13 protein-coding genes and 2 tRNA genes are annotated in these 15,257 nt (G+C 72.1%); 14 read left to right on the top strand and 1 reads right to left on the bottom strand.

What is annotated here, in order from left to right:
- The first annotated feature begins 66 nt into the window (after positions 1-66).
- The 13 genes from AAG688_RS09815 (at position 67) to AAG688_RS09755 (ending at position 13,071) form a co-directional block, all read left to right on the top strand.
- The gene (locus AAG688_RS09815) at positions 67-2,427 is read left to right on the top strand and encodes a DNA internalization-related competence protein ComEC/Rec2 (protein ID WP_411832081.1); all 2,361 of its coding nucleotides are present in this window, start codon (positions 67-69) and stop codon (positions 2,425-2,427) included.
- Positions 2,428-2,494: 67 nt separating this feature from the next.
- A complete protein-coding gene (locus tag AAG688_RS09810) occupies positions 2,495-3,139 on the top strand; it encodes a MotA/TolQ/ExbB proton channel family protein (protein ID WP_411832080.1) in 645 nt (214 codons plus the stop codon).
- Between the two features lie 10 nt (positions 3,140-3,149).
- Entirely contained in the window at positions 3,150-3,587 is a 438-nt protein-coding gene (locus AAG688_RS09805) for an ExbD/TolR family protein (RefSeq protein ID WP_411832079.1), read from the top strand.
- Positions 3,584-5,332, top strand: coding sequence for a lipid A export permease/ATP-binding protein MsbA (gene msbA / locus AAG688_RS09800; RefSeq protein WP_411832078.1), 1,749 nt, complete (start codon positions 3,584-3,586; stop codon positions 5,330-5,332). Before AAG688_RS09805 ends, msbA begins: the two co-directional genes overlap by 4 nt.
- Positions 5,329-6,333, top strand: a complete 1,005-nt coding sequence (gene lpxK / locus AAG688_RS09795; protein WP_411832077.1) for a tetraacyldisaccharide 4'-kinase — start codon at positions 5,329-5,331, stop codon at positions 6,331-6,333. The genes msbA and lpxK overlap by 4 nt, the downstream gene beginning before the upstream one ends.
- Before the next feature lie 187 nt (positions 6,334-6,520).
- Positions 6,521-7,294: a 3-deoxy-manno-octulosonate cytidylyltransferase gene (gene kdsB / locus AAG688_RS09790; RefSeq protein WP_411832076.1), complete on the top strand. Its 774-nt coding sequence runs from the start codon at positions 6,521-6,523 to the stop codon at positions 7,292-7,294.
- Positions 7,291-7,782, top strand: a complete 492-nt coding sequence (locus AAG688_RS09785; protein WP_411832075.1) for a low molecular weight protein-tyrosine-phosphatase — start codon at positions 7,291-7,293, stop codon at positions 7,780-7,782. The genes kdsB and AAG688_RS09785 overlap by 4 nt, the downstream gene beginning before the upstream one ends.
- Complete coding sequence (locus tag AAG688_RS09780) at positions 7,779-9,200, top strand: hypothetical protein (protein WP_411834981.1); 1,422 nt, start codon at positions 7,779-7,781, stop codon at positions 9,198-9,200. Before AAG688_RS09785 ends, AAG688_RS09780 begins: the two co-directional genes overlap by 4 nt.
- On the top strand, positions 9,197-11,044 hold the full coding sequence (gene uvrC / locus AAG688_RS09775; protein WP_411832074.1) for an excinuclease ABC subunit UvrC: 1,848 nt from the start codon (positions 9,197-9,199) through the stop codon (positions 11,042-11,044). The genes AAG688_RS09780 and uvrC overlap by 4 nt, the downstream gene beginning before the upstream one ends.
- A 6-nt stretch (positions 11,045-11,050) precedes the next feature.
- Complete coding sequence (gene pgsA, locus AAG688_RS09770) at positions 11,051-11,698, top strand: CDP-diacylglycerol--glycerol-3-phosphate 3-phosphatidyltransferase (protein ID WP_411832073.1); 648 nt, start codon at positions 11,051-11,053, stop codon at positions 11,696-11,698.
- Positions 11,689-11,764 (top strand) — tRNA-Gly (locus AAG688_RS09765). Before pgsA ends, AAG688_RS09765 begins: the two co-directional genes overlap by 10 nt.
- Positions 11,765-11,883: 119 nt before the next feature.
- Positions 11,884-11,957: transfer RNA gene (locus tag AAG688_RS09760), tRNA-Cys, on the top strand.
- Positions 11,958-12,501: 544 nt separating this feature from the next.
- A complete protein-coding gene (locus AAG688_RS09755; RefSeq protein ID WP_411832072.1) occupies positions 12,502-13,071 on the top strand; it encodes a GIY-YIG nuclease family protein in 570 nt (189 codons plus the stop codon).
- 58 nt (positions 13,072-13,129) lie between these two features.
- Here AAG688_RS09755 and AAG688_RS09750 read toward each other — a convergent pair whose 3' ends face one another.
- Entirely contained in the window at positions 13,130-14,128 is a 999-nt protein-coding gene (locus AAG688_RS09750) for a CorA family divalent cation transporter (protein ID WP_411832071.1), read from the bottom strand.
- Positions 14,129-14,494: 366 nt separating this feature from the next.
- On the opposite strand from AAG688_RS09750, the gene AAG688_RS09745 reads away from it, so the two are divergent.
- Positions 14,495-15,253 carry an endonuclease/exonuclease/phosphatase family protein gene (locus AAG688_RS09745; RefSeq protein WP_411834980.1) on the top strand — a complete coding sequence of 253 codons (759 nt, stop codon included), beginning with the start codon at positions 14,495-14,497 and terminating at the stop codon, positions 15,251-15,253.
- Positions 15,254-15,257 lie beyond the last annotated feature (4 nt).

Below are 15,257 nucleotides of genomic sequence, written 5' to 3'. Positions count from 1 at the left end.
GTTCGGCTGACGACCGGACAGGGCGCTGGAAGCGACCATGTTGCTTGGTCAGCACGGAGAGGCGACATGGATTGTCCGGCCGGAAACAGCGATGCCATCACGCGGCGAAGCCCACCTGAAGCGCCGGCGCCGTTCGGGCTCATCGCGGCGGCATGCCTGCTGGCCGGTGCGCTGGTCTCGCTGTGGCTGCCGCGGGCCTGGCCCGGATGGACATGCGCGCTGTTGCTGTCGTGCGGGCTTGCGCTGTGGTGCTGGCGCAGCCTGTACCGGCCTATCGGCGTCGCGCTGGCGGGTTTCGGCTGGGCGGGCATCCATGCGGTCTGGGCGTTGTCGCTGCAGTTGCCGGCGGACCTGGAAAAGCGCGATTGGCAGGTCGAAGGGCGCATCGCCGACCTGCCGCAGGCCGAGGCGCGGCGCACGCGCTTCAAGCTGGTGGTCGACGACGAACCCGGGCAGCCGGCGCCGCTGCGCGGCAAGACCTTGCTGCTGTCGTGGTACGACGACTACCGCGCACAGGCCCCGGGGCCGAGGACGGCGCTGCGCGCGGGCGCGCACTGGCGCATGACGGTGAGGCTGCGCGCGCCGCGCGGGCTGAGCAATCCGGGCGGGTTCGACAGCGAGCGCCACGCGCTGGTGCAGCGCATCGCCGCGACCGGTTATCTGCGCGATGCGAAGGCGGCGCTTGAACGGGAACCGCCCGCGGGCCTGCATGCCTGGCGCGAAGGCATGTCCGACCGCATCGTGCAGGCGGTCCCTTCCGAACATGCGCGGTTCGTCGCCGCCCTGGCGCTGGGCGATACGCGGCGGTTGGACGAGGGCGACTGGGAAACCCTGCGCGCGACCGGCCTGACCCACCTGATCGCCATTTCCGGGTTCCACGTTGGCCTGGTGGCGGGCTTCTTCGGGCTGGCGGCCGGAGGCGCGTGGCGGTTGTTCCCGCGTTGGGCGCGCAGGCTGCCGCGGCCGCAGGCGATGGCCATCGGCGCGCTGCTCGGCGCCTGCGGTTACGCGGCGGTGGCCGGCTTCGCGCTGCCGACGGTGCGCACGGTGCTGATGATCGCGGTGGTGGTGCTGGCGCGGCTGTGGCGGCGTCCGGTGCGGGTGTCCGATGCGCTGGCGCTGGCGTTGATCGCGGTGCTGCTGTTCGACCCGCTGTCGCTGCTGATGGCCGGCTTCTGGCTCAGCTTCGCCGGCGTGGCCTGGCTGGTGTGGTGCCTGCCGGAGCGACAGGTCGCGCTGTGGCGGGGCTTCCTGTCGGCGCAGGGCGTGGCCACGCTGGGGTTGCTGCCGCTGACGGTGGTGCTGTTCGGGCAGGCGTCGCTGGTCGGGCCGCTCGCCAACCTCGTCGCCATTCCGTGGTGGAGCCTGGTGGTGGTGCCGCTGGCGCTGATCGGCACCGGCCTGGAGGCGCTGGACGCGGGCGCCGGGGAGTGGGCCTGGCGGCTGGCGGCGGCGTGTTTCGATCCGAGCTGGCGGGCGTTCGCGTGGCTGGCGCAGGGCCGCTTCGCGCTGTTCTGGCTGCCGGAAGCCACCGCCGTGGCGCTGCCGCTGGCCCTGCTCGGCGCGTTCTGGCTGCTGCTGCCGCGCGGCGTGCCGGGCAAGCCGCTGGCGCTGCTGCTGTGGCTGCCGCTGTTGTGGCCGGATCGCGAGCTGCCGGCCGAAGGCGGGGTGGAGATGGTGATGCTGGACGTCGGGCAGGGGCTGTCCGTGCTGGTGCGCACCCGCCGGCACGCGCTGCTGTACGACGCCGGGCCGGCGGTGCGCGACGGCTTCGATGCCGGCGAGCGGGTCGTGGTCCCGGCGCTGCGGGCGCTGGGCGTGGCGCGGCTGGATCGCATGGTGATCAGCCACGGCGACCAGGATCACGCCGGCGGTGCGCCGGCCGTGCAGCGCACGCTGCCGGCGACGCTGGTGCAGGCGCCGCAGGGGTCGCCGACGCCGGCGCAGCGGCATTGCCAGGCGGGCGAATCCTGGCGGTGGGACGGCGTGGTGTTCCGCTACCTGCATCCGACCGCCCACTTCCCCTACCTGCGCAACGAGGCCAGCTGCGTGCTGCGCATCGAGACCGCGCACGGCGCGATGCTGCTGACCGGCGACATCGGCGAGGTGATCGAGCGCGGCCTGGTCCGGCGCGACCCGGCGGCCCTGCGCGCCGAGGTGGTGCTGGCCGCGCACCACGGCAGCGGCGGATCCTCGGATCCGGCCTTCGTCGCCGCCACCGGCGCGAAGCTGGCGCTGGTGTCCAGCGGCCACGGCAACCGCTTCGGCCACCCGCGCGCCGACATCGTCCGCCGCTGGCAGGCCCACGGGGCCGAGGTGGTGGACACCTCCCGCAGCGGCGCGGTGCGGATCTGGCTGGACGGCGACGGCCTGGCGTTGCGTGAACGCCGTCACGCGCACCGGCGGTTGTGGAGCGCGGTGCGGTGAAGCGGGACGGCTGGGCTATCCTATCGGCCTTCGTGTCGGACGGTACGCGTTGCCGTAAGGATTGAACGTGCTGGAATTGGTCAAGGCCGGCGGTTGGCCGATGATCCCGTTGCTGATGCTGGCCGCGCTCGCGCTGGCCATCGTGATCGAGCGTTTCTGGACCCTGCGCCGCAAGGAAGTGCTGCCGCCGGGACTGGGGCAGGAGGTCCGCACCTGGGCCGCGCGTGGGCAGCTGGAGCCGGCGCACGTCGAGTCGCTGCGCCGGACCTCGCCGCTGGGCGAGGTGCTGGCCGCCGCGCTGGACGTGCGCAACAAGCCGCGCGAGCAGATCCGCGAGCGCATCGAGGACACCGGCCGCCACGTCGTGCACCGGATGGAGAAGTTCCTCAACACCCTGGGCAGCATCGCCTCGGCCGGGCCGCTGCTGGGCCTGCTGGGCACCGTGGTGGGCATGATCCAGATGTTCCTGGGCATCCTCGACAGCGGCGTGGGCGACGTCAACCAGCTCGCCGGCGGCATCGGCAAGGCGCTGGTGTGCGCGGCCGCCGGCATGATCGTGGCGATTCCGGCGCTGATGTTCCACCGCTATTTCCGCGGCCGCATCGCCGGCTACGTGATCGAGATGGAGAAGGAAGCCACCGCGCTGGTCGATGCGCTGGAAGCGCGCCATCCGCGCCCGGCCGTGCGCCCGGCTCCCGTCGCCGCGTCCTGAGCCCGCCCCGATGCGCATCCGCGACGACCGCGCCCACGAGGAGCCGGAAATCAACCTGGTCCCGCTGATCGACGTGATCCTGGTGCTGATCATCTTCTTCGTGGTCACCACCACCTTCGACTCGCGCTCGATGCTGCAATTGCAACTGCCGCGCGCGACCGGCGAGCCGGTGGCCGCGCAGACCCGCGCGCTGAGCGTGCTGGTCAACGCCGACGGCCACTACTTCGTAGACGAGCACGAGGTACTGCGCACCGACGTCGACGCGCTCAAGCAGGCCATCGCGCAGGTGGCCGGCGAAGATCGCGATCGCCCGGTGCTGCTGCGCGCCGACGCGCGCACGCCGCACCAGGCGGTGGTGACCGCCTACGACGCGCTGGCGCAGTCGGGCTTCCGCACCATCCAGATCGCCACCGCGCCGGAGACGCGCCCGCCCGGGAGCGCGCCGTGAGCAGGCCGCACGCGCCGGTGTGGCCGGTCTACCGCCGCCTGCTCGGCTATACGCGGCGCTACTGGCCGTACTTCCTGATCGCGCTGGTCGGCATGCTGGTCGAGGCCGGCGCCGGTGTGGCGTTCGCGCGGCTGATGGAGCCGCTGACCAACAACTTCGTCGCGCCGCGGCCGGAGATGGCCTGGCAGCTGCCGCTGGCCATCGTCGGCCTGTTCGTGCTGCGCAGCTTCGCCACCTTCGCCAGCGACTATGGCATCGCCCGCACCGGCCGCAGCGTGGTGCGCGACCTGCGCGAGCAGGTGCTGGCCAAGTACCTGCGGCTGCCGTCGGCGCATTTCGACGCCGAGTCCACCCCGGTGATGGTCAGCCGGCTCAACTACGACACCGAGCAGGTCACCGAGGCCAGCGCCAACGCGCTCAAGACCGTGGTCACCGACGGCCTGACCATGTTCGGCCTGCTGGCGGTGATGTTCCACACCAGCGTCAAGGTGACCCTGGCGATGCTGCTGGTGACGCCGCTGATCGGCGTCATCGTCTGGTACGTGGGCAAGCGCTACCGGCGCATCAGCGGCGGCATCCAGGACAGCATGGGGCGGATGGCGCAGGCGGCCGAGCAGTCGCTGGCCGCGCAGCAGGACGTCAAAGTGCACGGCGCGCAGGCGCTGGAGACCTCGCGCTACGCCGCGCTGGCCAACCGCATCCTGGCGCTGAACATGAAGGTCGAGACGACCCGCGCCTCGGCCTCGGCGATGGTGCAGCTGCTGGCGGCGGTCGCGCTGGCGGTGATCGTGGCGGTGGCCGCGCGCGAGGCGCTGGCCGGCCTGCTGGACGCCGGCCAGTTCGTCATGCTGATGACCTCGATGATGGCGATCATCCCGTCGCTGCGGCGGGTGACCAGCGTGCAGACCTCGATCGCGCGCGGCATGGCCGCCTCCGAGCGATTGTTTTCCATCCTCGACGCCGACGAGGAGGCCGACGCCGGCCAACTGCCGCTGGCGCGCGCGCGTGGCGAGCTGGTGTTCGACCGGGTCAGCCTGCGCTACCGCGACCAGGAGAAGTACGCGCTGCAGGACGTCAGCTTCACCGCCCGTCCCGGCACGGTGACGGCGATCGTCGGCCGCTCGGGCAGCGGCAAGACCAGCCTGGTGCGGCTGGTGCCGCGCTTCTACGAGCCCGACGGCGGCCGCATCACCCTGGACGGGGTGCCGCTGCACGAATACCGGCTGGCCGACCTGCGCCGGCAGATCGCGCTGGTCGGGCAGAAGGTGATGCTGTTCGACGATAGCATCGCCGGCAACATCGCCTACGGCGCGCCGATCGATGCCGAGCGCATCCGCAGCGCGGCCGAGGCCGCCAACGCCTGGGAATTCATCGAGCGCATGCCGCTGCAACTGGACGCGCGCATCGGCGACAACGGCGCGCTGCTGTCCGGCGGCCAGCGCCAGCGCCTGGCGATCGCCCGCGCGATCCTGCGCGACGCGCCGATCCTGATCCTCGACGAGGCCACCGCCGCGCTGGACAACGAGTCCGAACGGCTGGTGCAGAACGCATTGCAGCGGCTGATGCCCGACCGCACCACGCTGGTCATCGCGCACCGGCTGTCCACCATCGAGCACGCCGACCAGGTGCTGGTGCTGGACCACGGCCGCCTGGTCGAGCAGGGCACGCACGCCGAACTGCTGGCGCGCGGCGGCCTGTACGCGCACCTGCACCAGATGCAGTTCCGCGAGAGCGAGGCCGGGTGAGCCGGCGCGCCGACACCACGCCTGCCTGGTGGTACGGGCAGGCGCGCGCGCCGTGGCATGCGCGCCTGCTGGCCGGCCTGTACGGCGCGCTGGTCGGGCTGCGCGCCCGGCTGTACCGCGCCGGCGTGTTGCGCCGGCACGGCGCCGGCGTACCGGTGATCGTGGTCGGCAACGTCAGCGTCGGCGGCACCGGCAAGACGCCGCTGACGATAGCGCTGGTGCAGCGCCTGCGCGAGGCCGGCTACACCCCGGGCGTGGCCAGCCGCGGCTATGGCCGCCAGGACGAGGACCAGCCGCGCTGGGTCGATGCGGCGACGCCGCCGGCCGAGGGCGGCGACGAGCCGGTACTGATCGCGCGCCAGGGCGGGGTGCGCGTGCGCGTCGATCGCGACCGCGTCGCCGCCGCGCGCACGCTGGCCGCGGCCGGCTGCGACATCGTGGTCTGCGACGACGGCCTGCAGCACTACCGGTTGCGGCGCGATGTCGAGATCGAGGTCATCGACGGCCAGCGCCGCTACGGCAACGGCCTGCTGCTGCCGGCCGGGCCGCTGCGCGAGCCGGCGCGGCGCGGCGCGGACTGCGACTTCCGCGTGGTCAACGGCGGCGAGGCCGGCTTCGGCGAATGGCCGATGGCGCTGCGGCCCGACCATGCGCTGCCGATGCGCGGCGGCCGCCCGCGCGCGCTGGCGTCCTTCGCCGGCCAGCGCGTGCATGCGGTGGCCGGCATCGGCAACCCGCAGCGGTTCTTCGAGATGCTGCGCGGGCAGGGCATCGGCGTGGTGCCGCACGCCTTCGCCGACCACCATGCCTACCGCGCCGAGGATTTCGAGTTCGGCAGCCGGCTGCCGGTGCTGATGACCGAGAAGGACGCGGTGAAGTGCGCGGCCTTCGCCGACGACGGCTTCTACAGCGTGCCGGTGGCCGCGCAGTTGCCCGAGGCGTTCTGGGTGGCGCTGCTGGATCGGCTGAGGCTCGCCGACAATCCCGTGGGAGCGACGTAAGTCGCGACGGAACTTTCCGCTAGCGGAAAAGTCTTCGTAGGTCGATGCCACGGGCCGTGCGGTATCCGGAGCTTCATGTGCGCGACGAAGAGCGCTTTTCCGCCGTCGCGACTTGCGTCGCTCCCACGGCGGAACAGGGCGCTATGCTTGTCCTGTCTATCTCCAATCCCAATCCCGCCGCAGCCCCATGCCCCCGCCTGATTTCGTCGTCGCCATCCCCGCCCGCCATGCCTCCACCCGCCTGCCGGGCAAGCCGCTGCGCACGATAGGCGGCGAGCCGATGGTGCTGCGGGTCGCGCAGCGCGCGCTGGCGGCCGGGGCGGGCGAGGTCTGGGTGGCCACCGACGATGAACGCATCGCCGACGCGCTGGCCGGCAGCGGCGTGCGGGTGGCGATGACCTCGCCGGACCACGCTTCCGGCAGCGACCGCCTGGCCGAATGCGCGCGCATCGCCGGCTGGTCCGACGACGCGCTGGTGGTCAACCTGCAAGGCGACGAGCCGTTCGCGCCGGCGGCGGGCATCGCCGCGGTCGCCCGGGCGCTGGCCGTCAGCGGCGCGGAGATGGCGACCCTGGCCACGCCGATCGCCGATGCCGAATCGCTGTTCGACCCCAACACGGTCAAGCTGGTCCGCGACGAGGCCGGCGACGCGCTGTACTTCAGCCGTGCGCCGATCCCGTGGCACCGCGACGCCTTCGTGCAGGATCGCGCCGCGCTGCCGGACGGGACGACCTGGTTGCGCCACATCGGCATCTACGCCTACCGGGCCGGTTTCCTGCGGCGTTTCGCGGCGATGCCGCCGGGGCGGCTGGAGCGCATCGAGTCGCTGGAGCAGCTGCGCGTGCTGGAGGCCGGCCTGCGCATCCACGTGGCGCTGACGCCGGAGCCATTCCCGCCCGGGGTCGATACCCCCGAGGACCTGGCCCGCGCCGAGGCGCACTGGCAGGCGCTGCAGCGATGAGGCTGCTGTTCGTCTGCCTGGGCAACATCTGCCGCTCGCCGATGGCCGAGGGTGCGCTGCGCGCCCGCCTGCGCGAGGCCGGGCTGGGCGGCCGGGTCGAGGTGGACTCGGCCGGCACCGGCGACTGGCACGTCGGCCATCCGCCGGATCACCGCGCGATCGCCTGCGCGCGCGGGCACGGCGTCGACATCGCCGGCCTGCGCGCCCGCCAGTTGCAGCGGCAGGACTTCGAGCGCTTCGACTGGCTGCTCTGCGCCGACGCGCAGAACCTGCGCGATGCGCGCCGGCGCGCGCCGCCGCAACTGGCACACAAGGCAGTGCTGCTGCTGGAATGGGCCGGCATCCCTGAAACGGTGGCGGTGCCGGATCCGTATACCGGCTGCGGCGACGACTTCGAGCTGACGTGGCGACTGGTCGATTCGGCCGCCTCGGCGGTCGTGGCGCGCCTGGCCGCCGGGCCGGAGTCCGGCATAATCGACCGATGGTGAATACGGATCTGGCGCCGGAACTGCCGGCCGGGCTGGCGTGGCTCAATGCGACGGAAGGCACGCTGTACGAGCAGCGCGGCCGGATCGTGGCGCTGGCCTTCGTCAATCCGGGCTCGGCCTGGTGCGCGCAGCGGCTGGCCGAACTGGCCCTGCTGCAGGCCCGCCATGCCGGCCGCCTGCACGTGCTGGCGATCAGCGTGCCGCGCTTCGACAGCGAGCGCGACGGCGCGCGCGCGCTCAAGCGCCTGCGCCGGCACGGCAATACCCTGCCGGTCGCGCACGATGCCGACTGGGCCGCCTGGCAGCGCTTCGGCATCGAGGCCTGGCCCACCGTGCTGCTGATCGACGGCGAGGGCCGCATCCGCCACCGCTTGGCCGGGCTGGACGCGCCGGGCGAGCTGGAACGGTTGACGCTGGCGCTGTGCGAGGGGCTGGGGTTCCCGCCGGACGACGACCTCGGCCGCGCGCGCGAGGCCAATCCCGAACCGCGCCTGCCGCTGCGCTTCCCGACCGGGCTGGCCGCCACCGGCGAGCGCCTGTACGTGGCCGACAGCGGCCACAACCGCATCCTCGAATGCACCCACGGCGGCCGCGTGCTGCGCCGGTTCGGCATGCCGGCGGCGGACCTGGTCGACGGCGAGACCACGCTGGCCGGCTTCAACCGCCCGCACGGGCTGGCGCTGGTGCGCGAGTCGCTGTACGTGGCCGACACCGGCAACCACGCGCTGCGCCGCATCCACCTGGGCTCGGGCGTGGTCGATACGCTGATCGGCAACGGCAGGCCCGGCGAGCCGGCCGAAGGCGTGGTCGCCGCGCCGCGCACGGTGTCGCTGGCGCATCCACTGGCGCTGGCCGAGGCCAACAACCGCATCTTCATCGCCCTGGCCGGCGACAACCGCATCTGGAGCTACGACCTGGCCTCGCGCGAACTGCACGCGGTCGCCGGTTCCGGCCAGCTGGAAGTGCGCGACGGCAGCGGGCCGATGGCCGCCTTCGCGCAGCCGGCCTCGCTGGCGGCGGTGCACCAGATGATCTACGTCTGCGACGCGCTCGGCTCGGCGGTGCGCTCGCTGCAGTCGCGCAGCGGCGTGGTGCAGACGCTGGTCGGGCAGGGGCCGTGGGTGTTCGGCAACGACGACGGCGCGCGCGAGACCGCGCGCCTGCAGCACCCGCAGGCCATCGCGCTGGCGCCGGACGCGCCGCAGCTTTGGATCGCCGACAGCGGCAACGGCGCGCTGCGCATGTTGCGCCTGGGCGGCGGCGACGTCACCACGCTGCCGCTGCCGCGCGCCCTGCAGGGGCCGGCCGGGCTGGCGGTGGCCGCCGGCGCGGTCTGGATCGCCGAGACCGACGCGCATGCGGTCGTGCGCTACGACATCGCCACCGGTCGGCTGGATCACGTGCCGATAGAAGAATGAGCGGGCGGGGCGGCAATGATTTCGACGGCAAGGCCTTCGCGGCCGGGCTGAGCACCGCGCCGGGCGTGTACCGCATGTACGCGGCCGACGACAGCCTGCTCTACGTCGGCAAGGCCGGCGCGCTGCGCAAGCGCGTGGCCAGCTATTTCAGCAATGCGCCGAAGTCGCCGCGCACGCTGGCGATGCTGGCGCAGGTGGCGCGGATGGACGTCACCGTCACCCGCAGCGAGGGCGAGGCGCTGCTGCTGGAGAACCAGCTCATCAAGTCGCTGTCGCCGCGCTACAACGTCTCGCTGCGCGACGACAAGAGCTACCCCTACGTGCTGTTGACCGACCAGGAATGGCCGCGCATCGCCTTCCACCGCGGCCCGCGCGCGGTGCCGGGCCGCTATTTCGGCCCGTATCCCGGCGCCGGCGCGGTGCGCGAGACGCTCAACCTGATGCAGAAGCTGTTCAAGATCCGCAACTGCGAGGACAGCGTGTTCCGCAACCGCTCGCGGCCGTGCCTGCAATACCAGATCGGCCGCTGCAGCGCGCCCTGCGTGGGCTTGGTGTCGGCGGAGGAATACGCCGAGTCGGTGCGCCGCGCGGGACTGTTCCTGGACGGGCGCAGCGACGAGCTGAGCCGGCAGCTGACCGCGGCGATGGAACGGGCCAGCGCGGAACTGGACTTCGAGCAGGCCGCGCGGCTGCGCGATCTCATCACCTCGATCCGCACGGTGCAGGCGCGCCAGTTCGTCGACGGCCAGGCCGCCGACCTGGACGTGCTGGCCTGCGCGATGCAGGGCAGCACCGCCTGCGTGCTGCTGCTGGCGTTCCGCGACGGCCGCAACCTCGGCACGCGCACGTTCTTCCCGCGCACCAACGGCGAGGACAGCGCCGCCGAGGTGCTGGGCGCGTTCGTCTCGCAGTACTACGCCGAGCAGCTGCCGCCGCGCGAGATCGTGCTGGACCGCGAGATCCCCGATGCGCAGCTGATCGAGAACGCGCTGTCGGCCGCCGCCGCGCGCAAGGTGCAGCTGAAGTGGAACGTGCGCAGCGAGCGCGCCGGCTACCTCGACCTGGCGCGGCGCAACGCGGAGATCGCGCTGGTCACCGAGGTCAGCAGCCGCGGCGCGCAGACCGCGCGCAGCCAGGCGCTGCAGGAACTGCTGGACCTGCCCGAGCCGGCGCAGCGCATCGAGTGCTTCGACATCAGCCACACGATGGGCGAGGCAACGGTGGCCTCGTGCGTGGTGTTCGATGCCGCCGGCCCGGTGCGGGCGCAGTACCGCCGCTTCAACATCGCCGGCATCGAGCCGGGCGACGACTACGCGGCGATGCACCAGGCCATCGAACGGCGCTTCCGCCGCGCGGTCGAGGAGAACGGCGTGCTGCCCGACGTGCTGCTGATCGACGGCGGCGCCGGCCAGCTCGCGCAGGCGCGCGGCGTGCTGGCCGACCTGGGCGTGGAAGGGGTGAAGCTGGTCGGCGTGGCCAAGGGCGCCGAGCGCCGCGCCGGCCACGAGACGCTGCTGCTGGACGACGGCCGCGAACTGCGGCCGGGCGCGGCCTCGCCGGCGCTGCAGCTGATCCAGCAGGTGCGCGACGAGGCGCACCGCTTCGCCATCACCGGCCACCGCGGCAAGCGGCAGAAGGCGCGCACGACCAGCCGGCTGGAGGACATCCCCGGCATCGGCCCGCGCCGCCGCGCCAGCCTGCTCAAGCATTTCGGCGGGCTGGCCGGCCTGAAGGCGGCCGGCGCGGAGGAGATCGCGCGGGTCGAGGGCATCAATGCGGCCCTCGCCGAGCGGATCTACGCTAACCTGCACGGGTTGCCGCCGCCCATCGCGGGAAACGAGTAGTCGCTGATGAAGTTGACCATCCCCACCTGGCTCACGCTGCTGCGGATCCTGCTGATCCCGGTGCTGGTGCTGGTGTTCTACCTGCCCTACAAGTGGACCAACTTCGCCGCCGCGTTCGTGTTCATCCTGGCCGCGGTGACCGACTGGCTGGACGGCTGGATCGCGCGGCGCTACCACCTGGGCTCGGCGTTCGGCGCGTTCCTGGACCCGGTGGCCGACAAGCTGATGGTCGCGGTGGCGCTGTTCCTGATCGTGCAGGACAGCCCGACCATGTGGATGGCGATCTGGGCGGCGGTCATCGTCGGCCGCGAGATCGCGGTGTCGGCGCTGCGCGAGTGGATGGCCGAGCTGGGCCAGCGCGCCACGGTCAAGGTCGCGGCCATCGGCAAGATCAAGACCATCGTGCAGATGGTGGCGCTGAGCTGCCTGCTGTACGCCTCCACGCCGGGCCGGCTGGAGCGCGCCGACATCTGGATGGGGGAGTGGGTGTTCCGCCTCGGCGACTGGCTGCTGGCCATCGCCGCGCTGCTGACCCTGTGGTCCGGCTTCCAGTACCTGCACGCGGCCTGGCCCATTTTGCGCGCCGATGAAAAAAAGGCTGTTGACAGTTCCAAGGATGCGGGTAGAATTTCCGGACTTTCCACGCGGGAATAGCTCAGTTGGTAGAGCGCAACCTTGCCAAGGTTGAGGTCGCGAGTTCGAGTCTCGTTTCCCGCTCCAAATCGCTCCGTTGCATCACCCGATGGGACGGATGGAAACAGAACCCCGCACGCGGGGTTTTGTTTTGTAAGGCGCTTGAAATGGCGCGTTGATTGCGCCAGTCTGGCGTGGTCGTCACCGGCCTGGTGGCAGAGTGGTTATGCAGCGGACTGCAAATCCGCGTACGCCGGTTCAATTCCGACCCAGGCCTCCATCCTTCCGGCGATTGTCCGCCGTTTCCCCGCTTCCGGAATCGATGCCCGCGCCCGGCGCTGGTATGCTCTGGCGCGCGCGTCGCAGGCGCGCGGGAAGCGGCAGTGGAGGCCTTGCGGAACGTGCCGCGGTTCCCGGCTCCGCCCGAGTGGTGAAATGGTAGACACAAGGGACTTGAACGATTGAGCCCTCCGGGGGAAACCCGGGAGGTGAAGCCCGTCAAATTCGGCGAACGCCCTGGACCGCGCGTCCGAGCCAACGCCGAGCCAAGCCTCCCGGCGACGGGAGGAAGGTGTAGAGAGCAGACGGCGGGCACCTAAGGCGCAGGGCGCTAGGGTGAAGGCGTGCTCCAGACCACGAACGGCGGCGACGCCGGCGGCCAAAGCCGAAGTGGTACGAAAATCCCTCGACCTCGCGGTCATGCCGGTTCGAGTCCGGCCTCGGGCACCACCTTCGCATCCCCGCGCCGCATCCGCGGTTCGCAGCGCGTGAACCGGCGCGCTGCGATGCTGGCGCGACCGGCTGCCCGCCGATGGCCCGAGCGCATGAAATCGCCGTCCTGCTATCTCTACGTCCTGCCGCTGGCCTACGAGGACATCCTGAAGATCGGCATCTCGCACGATCCGCTGGCGCGCGCGCAGGCGTTTTCCCGCCGCTATTACGAGTTCTTCGACCTGCCGCGCAGCCTGCTGGTCGAATTCGACGGCCGCCGCGAGGCGCAGGCGCGCGAGACGCAGCTGCACCGGCGGCTGTGCGAACTGAACGCGATGCAACCGCTGACCGTGCCGGCGCGCGCGGCCGGCGGCACCGAGTGGTACCGCGGCGCATACGAGACGGTGCGCGGCGAGATCGAGCGCGATCTCGCCGCCGGCCATCGCGGCCATGCCGGCGGCATCGACTGGTGGCGCGGGCGCTTGCAGGACCAGCGCGAGGCGCTGTTCGAATGGGCGACGCAGGCCTTCCGCGACGACGTGCCCGGTGCGTTGCCGGTGGCCGGGCGCCATGCGCTGCTGGCCGATGCGCTCGACGCCTACGCCTGCCTGGACGTTGCGCTGGAAGGCGCGCTGCCGGCCGAGGTGGAGGCGTGGTATCGCCGCCACCGTCAGGCCGGGTGACGGCGGCCTTCGTCGCGTTCTTGCCGGTTCCCGTGCGCGGGCGCCGCCGGCCGCGTCTTCAGAACCAGCGCCGCCACCGGCCGTAGGCGATCGCGCCGCCGGCCAGCAGGCCCATGCCGCCGACCGCCGCCCAGAAGCCGGCGGCCCGGGTCTGGAACAGTCCGGCGTTGAAGTTCATGCCCAGGGCGCCGGCGATGACCGCCAGCACGCCGGTCACCACGGTGGCGAAGGTCAGGATGCGCATCGCGTCGTTGGTCTTCAGCGCGGTCTGGCTGCTGAACAGGTCGAAGCTGCCGATCACCAGTTCGCGCGCGTTCTCGACGATGTCCATCGCCCGTTCGAAACGGGTGTCCAGCGCATCGAAGTGCCGTTCGGCCGCGCGATCCTCGGCCGGGCTGAAGTCCGGACGCGACAGCACGCCGAACACCGCGCGGTGCGGCGAGAGCATGCGCCGCATCCGCGAGGCATGCCGGCGCAGCCCGCGCAGTTCGGGCAGGCAGTCGCGGCGCCGGTCGGCCAGGATGTCCACTTCCAGCCGCTCGACCGCCATCTCGAAATCGGCGGCCGCCTCGAAATAGGTGGAAAGGTGGCCGTCTAGCACCGCCGCGACGAAGCTCTGCGCGCACAGCACGCCGACGTCGGCCTGCCCGGCGTTGCGCCCATGCATCTCGTCGATGAACGGCAACGCCTGCCGGTGGATGCTGACGACGACGTTGCGGCCGGCCAGCAGCGTGAACACATGGCCGTTCAGCGGCGCGCAGCCGTTGTCCACGGCGATCGCGCGCACGGCGAAGAAGCCGTCGTATTTCCTGACCCACGGCGTGGTGCCGCCATCGTCGGGCAGGGTGCGCGCGGCATCCGGCAGGCCGAGCGAGGACCAGATCGCGTCCAGCAGCGCGGCGTCGGGCTGCAGCAGGTCCACCCACAGCAGCATGTGATCGTCGAGCCGCAATCCGGGCAGATCGTCGCAATCCAGGTCGCGTCCGCCGCTGGCATGGCCGAACAGGCGGGCGCGGCAGGACGTGGCGGGCGGGGCATCTGCGGCTTCGGCATCCATGCGCGACTTGTAGGGCGTCCGCCGTCTGGCCGGCGTGAATCCGCGGCATCGCCGGTGCGGCGGTTCACCCTGTTTTCGCGAATGCCTGTCTATGGTCGGTTCCGTCCGGACTTCCGCAGCGTGCCGACGGCCGAGCGCGGCGCAGTCCGCGTTGCCGGCATGTCGCGGCAGCCGCGATACCCGAATCCTTCGTCCACGAACGCCATGCCGCCATTGCCCGCCGCCACCGGAACGACGACAGCGCCTGCGCGGCACGGCGACGCGAGGGCGCGCCGCGGTGGCGGAAAGGGCGGGGATCGCGGTGCGCTTCCCGCCGCCGCTGCGAGCGCCGGTGCCGGCACGGCGATTCCCGTAGCAGCGGGCGCGCTGCCGGAACTGCGGGTGCTGACGGCCAACATCCACATGGGCTTCAGCTTCCTGCGGCGGCGCTTCGTATTGCCGCAGTTGCGCGAGGCCATCCGCGGGGTCGGCGCCGACCTGGTGTTCCTCCAGGAAGTGCTGGGCGAGCACAGCGGGCACGCGCGCCGGCATCGCGCCTGGCCCGGCGTGCCGCATTACGAATTCCTCGCCGACAGCTTGTGGCCGCAGTTCGCCTACGGCCGCAACGCGGCGTATCCGGCCGGCCACCACGGCAACGCGCTGCTGTCGCGTTTTCCCATCCTCGAATACGAGAACCGCGACGTCTCCATCGCCGGCCACGAGAACCGCGGCCTGCTGCATTGCGTGCTGGAGATGCCGGGCCACGCCACGCGCCTGCATGCCGTCTGCGTCCACCTGGGGCTGCGCGAGGCGCACCGGCAGCGCCAGCTCGACCTGCTGTGCGGCGTGCTGGAAACCCACGTGCCGGCCAGCGCCCCCGCGATCGTGGCCGGCGACTTCAACGACTGGCGCGGGCGGGGCCATGCGCGCATGGCCGCCTGCGGACTGCGGGAGGCCTTCCTGCACGCGCGCGGCAGGCTGGCGCGATCGTTCCCGGCGCGCTGGCCGCTGCTGCCGCTGGATCGCATCTACCTGCGCAACCTGGAGGTGCGCGAGACGGCGGTGCTGTCGGCGGCGCCGTGGTCGCGCCTGTCCGATCACGCCACCCTGTACGCGCGGGTCGGCGGCATCGGGGCGGCCGCATGAGGCG

Origin of the sequence: Pseudoxanthomonas mexicana, from assembly GCF_046736355.1 — a bacterium.
Lineage (GTDB): Bacteria > Pseudomonadota > Gammaproteobacteria > Xanthomonadales > Xanthomonadaceae > Pseudoxanthomonas_A > Pseudoxanthomonas_A mexicana_B.
This window is presented reverse-complemented; position numbering and strand designations above follow the sequence as displayed.

What these genes read in the sequence shown, in the direction of transcription:
- AAG688_RS09750 (WP_411832071.1), bottom strand. Translation starts at nt 14,128, where the DNA reads ATGGATGCCGAAGCCGCAGATGCCCCGCCCGCCACGTCCTGCCGCGCC.
- AAG688_RS09755 (WP_411832072.1), top strand. Translation starts at nt 12,502, where the DNA reads ATGAAATCGCCGTCCTGCTATCTCTACGTCCTGCCGCTGGCCTACGAG.
- pgsA (WP_411832073.1), top strand. Translation starts at nt 11,051, where the DNA reads ATGAAGTTGACCATCCCCACCTGGCTCACGCTGCTGCGGATCCTGCTG.
- kdsB (WP_411832076.1), top strand. Translation starts at nt 6,521, where the DNA reads ATGCCCCCGCCTGATTTCGTCGTCGCCATCCCCGCCCGCCATGCCTCC.
- AAG688_RS09815 (WP_411832081.1), top strand. Translation starts at nt 67, where the DNA reads ATGGATTGTCCGGCCGGAAACAGCGATGCCATCACGCGGCGAAGCCCA.
- uvrC (WP_411832074.1), top strand. Translation starts at nt 9,197, where the DNA reads ATGAGCGGGCGGGGCGGCAATGATTTCGACGGCAAGGCCTTCGCGGCC.
- AAG688_RS09785 (WP_411832075.1), top strand. Translation starts at nt 7,291, where the DNA reads ATGAGGCTGCTGTTCGTCTGCCTGGGCAACATCTGCCGCTCGCCGATG.
- AAG688_RS09805 (WP_411832079.1), top strand. Translation starts at nt 3,150, where the DNA reads ATGCGCATCCGCGACGACCGCGCCCACGAGGAGCCGGAAATCAACCTG.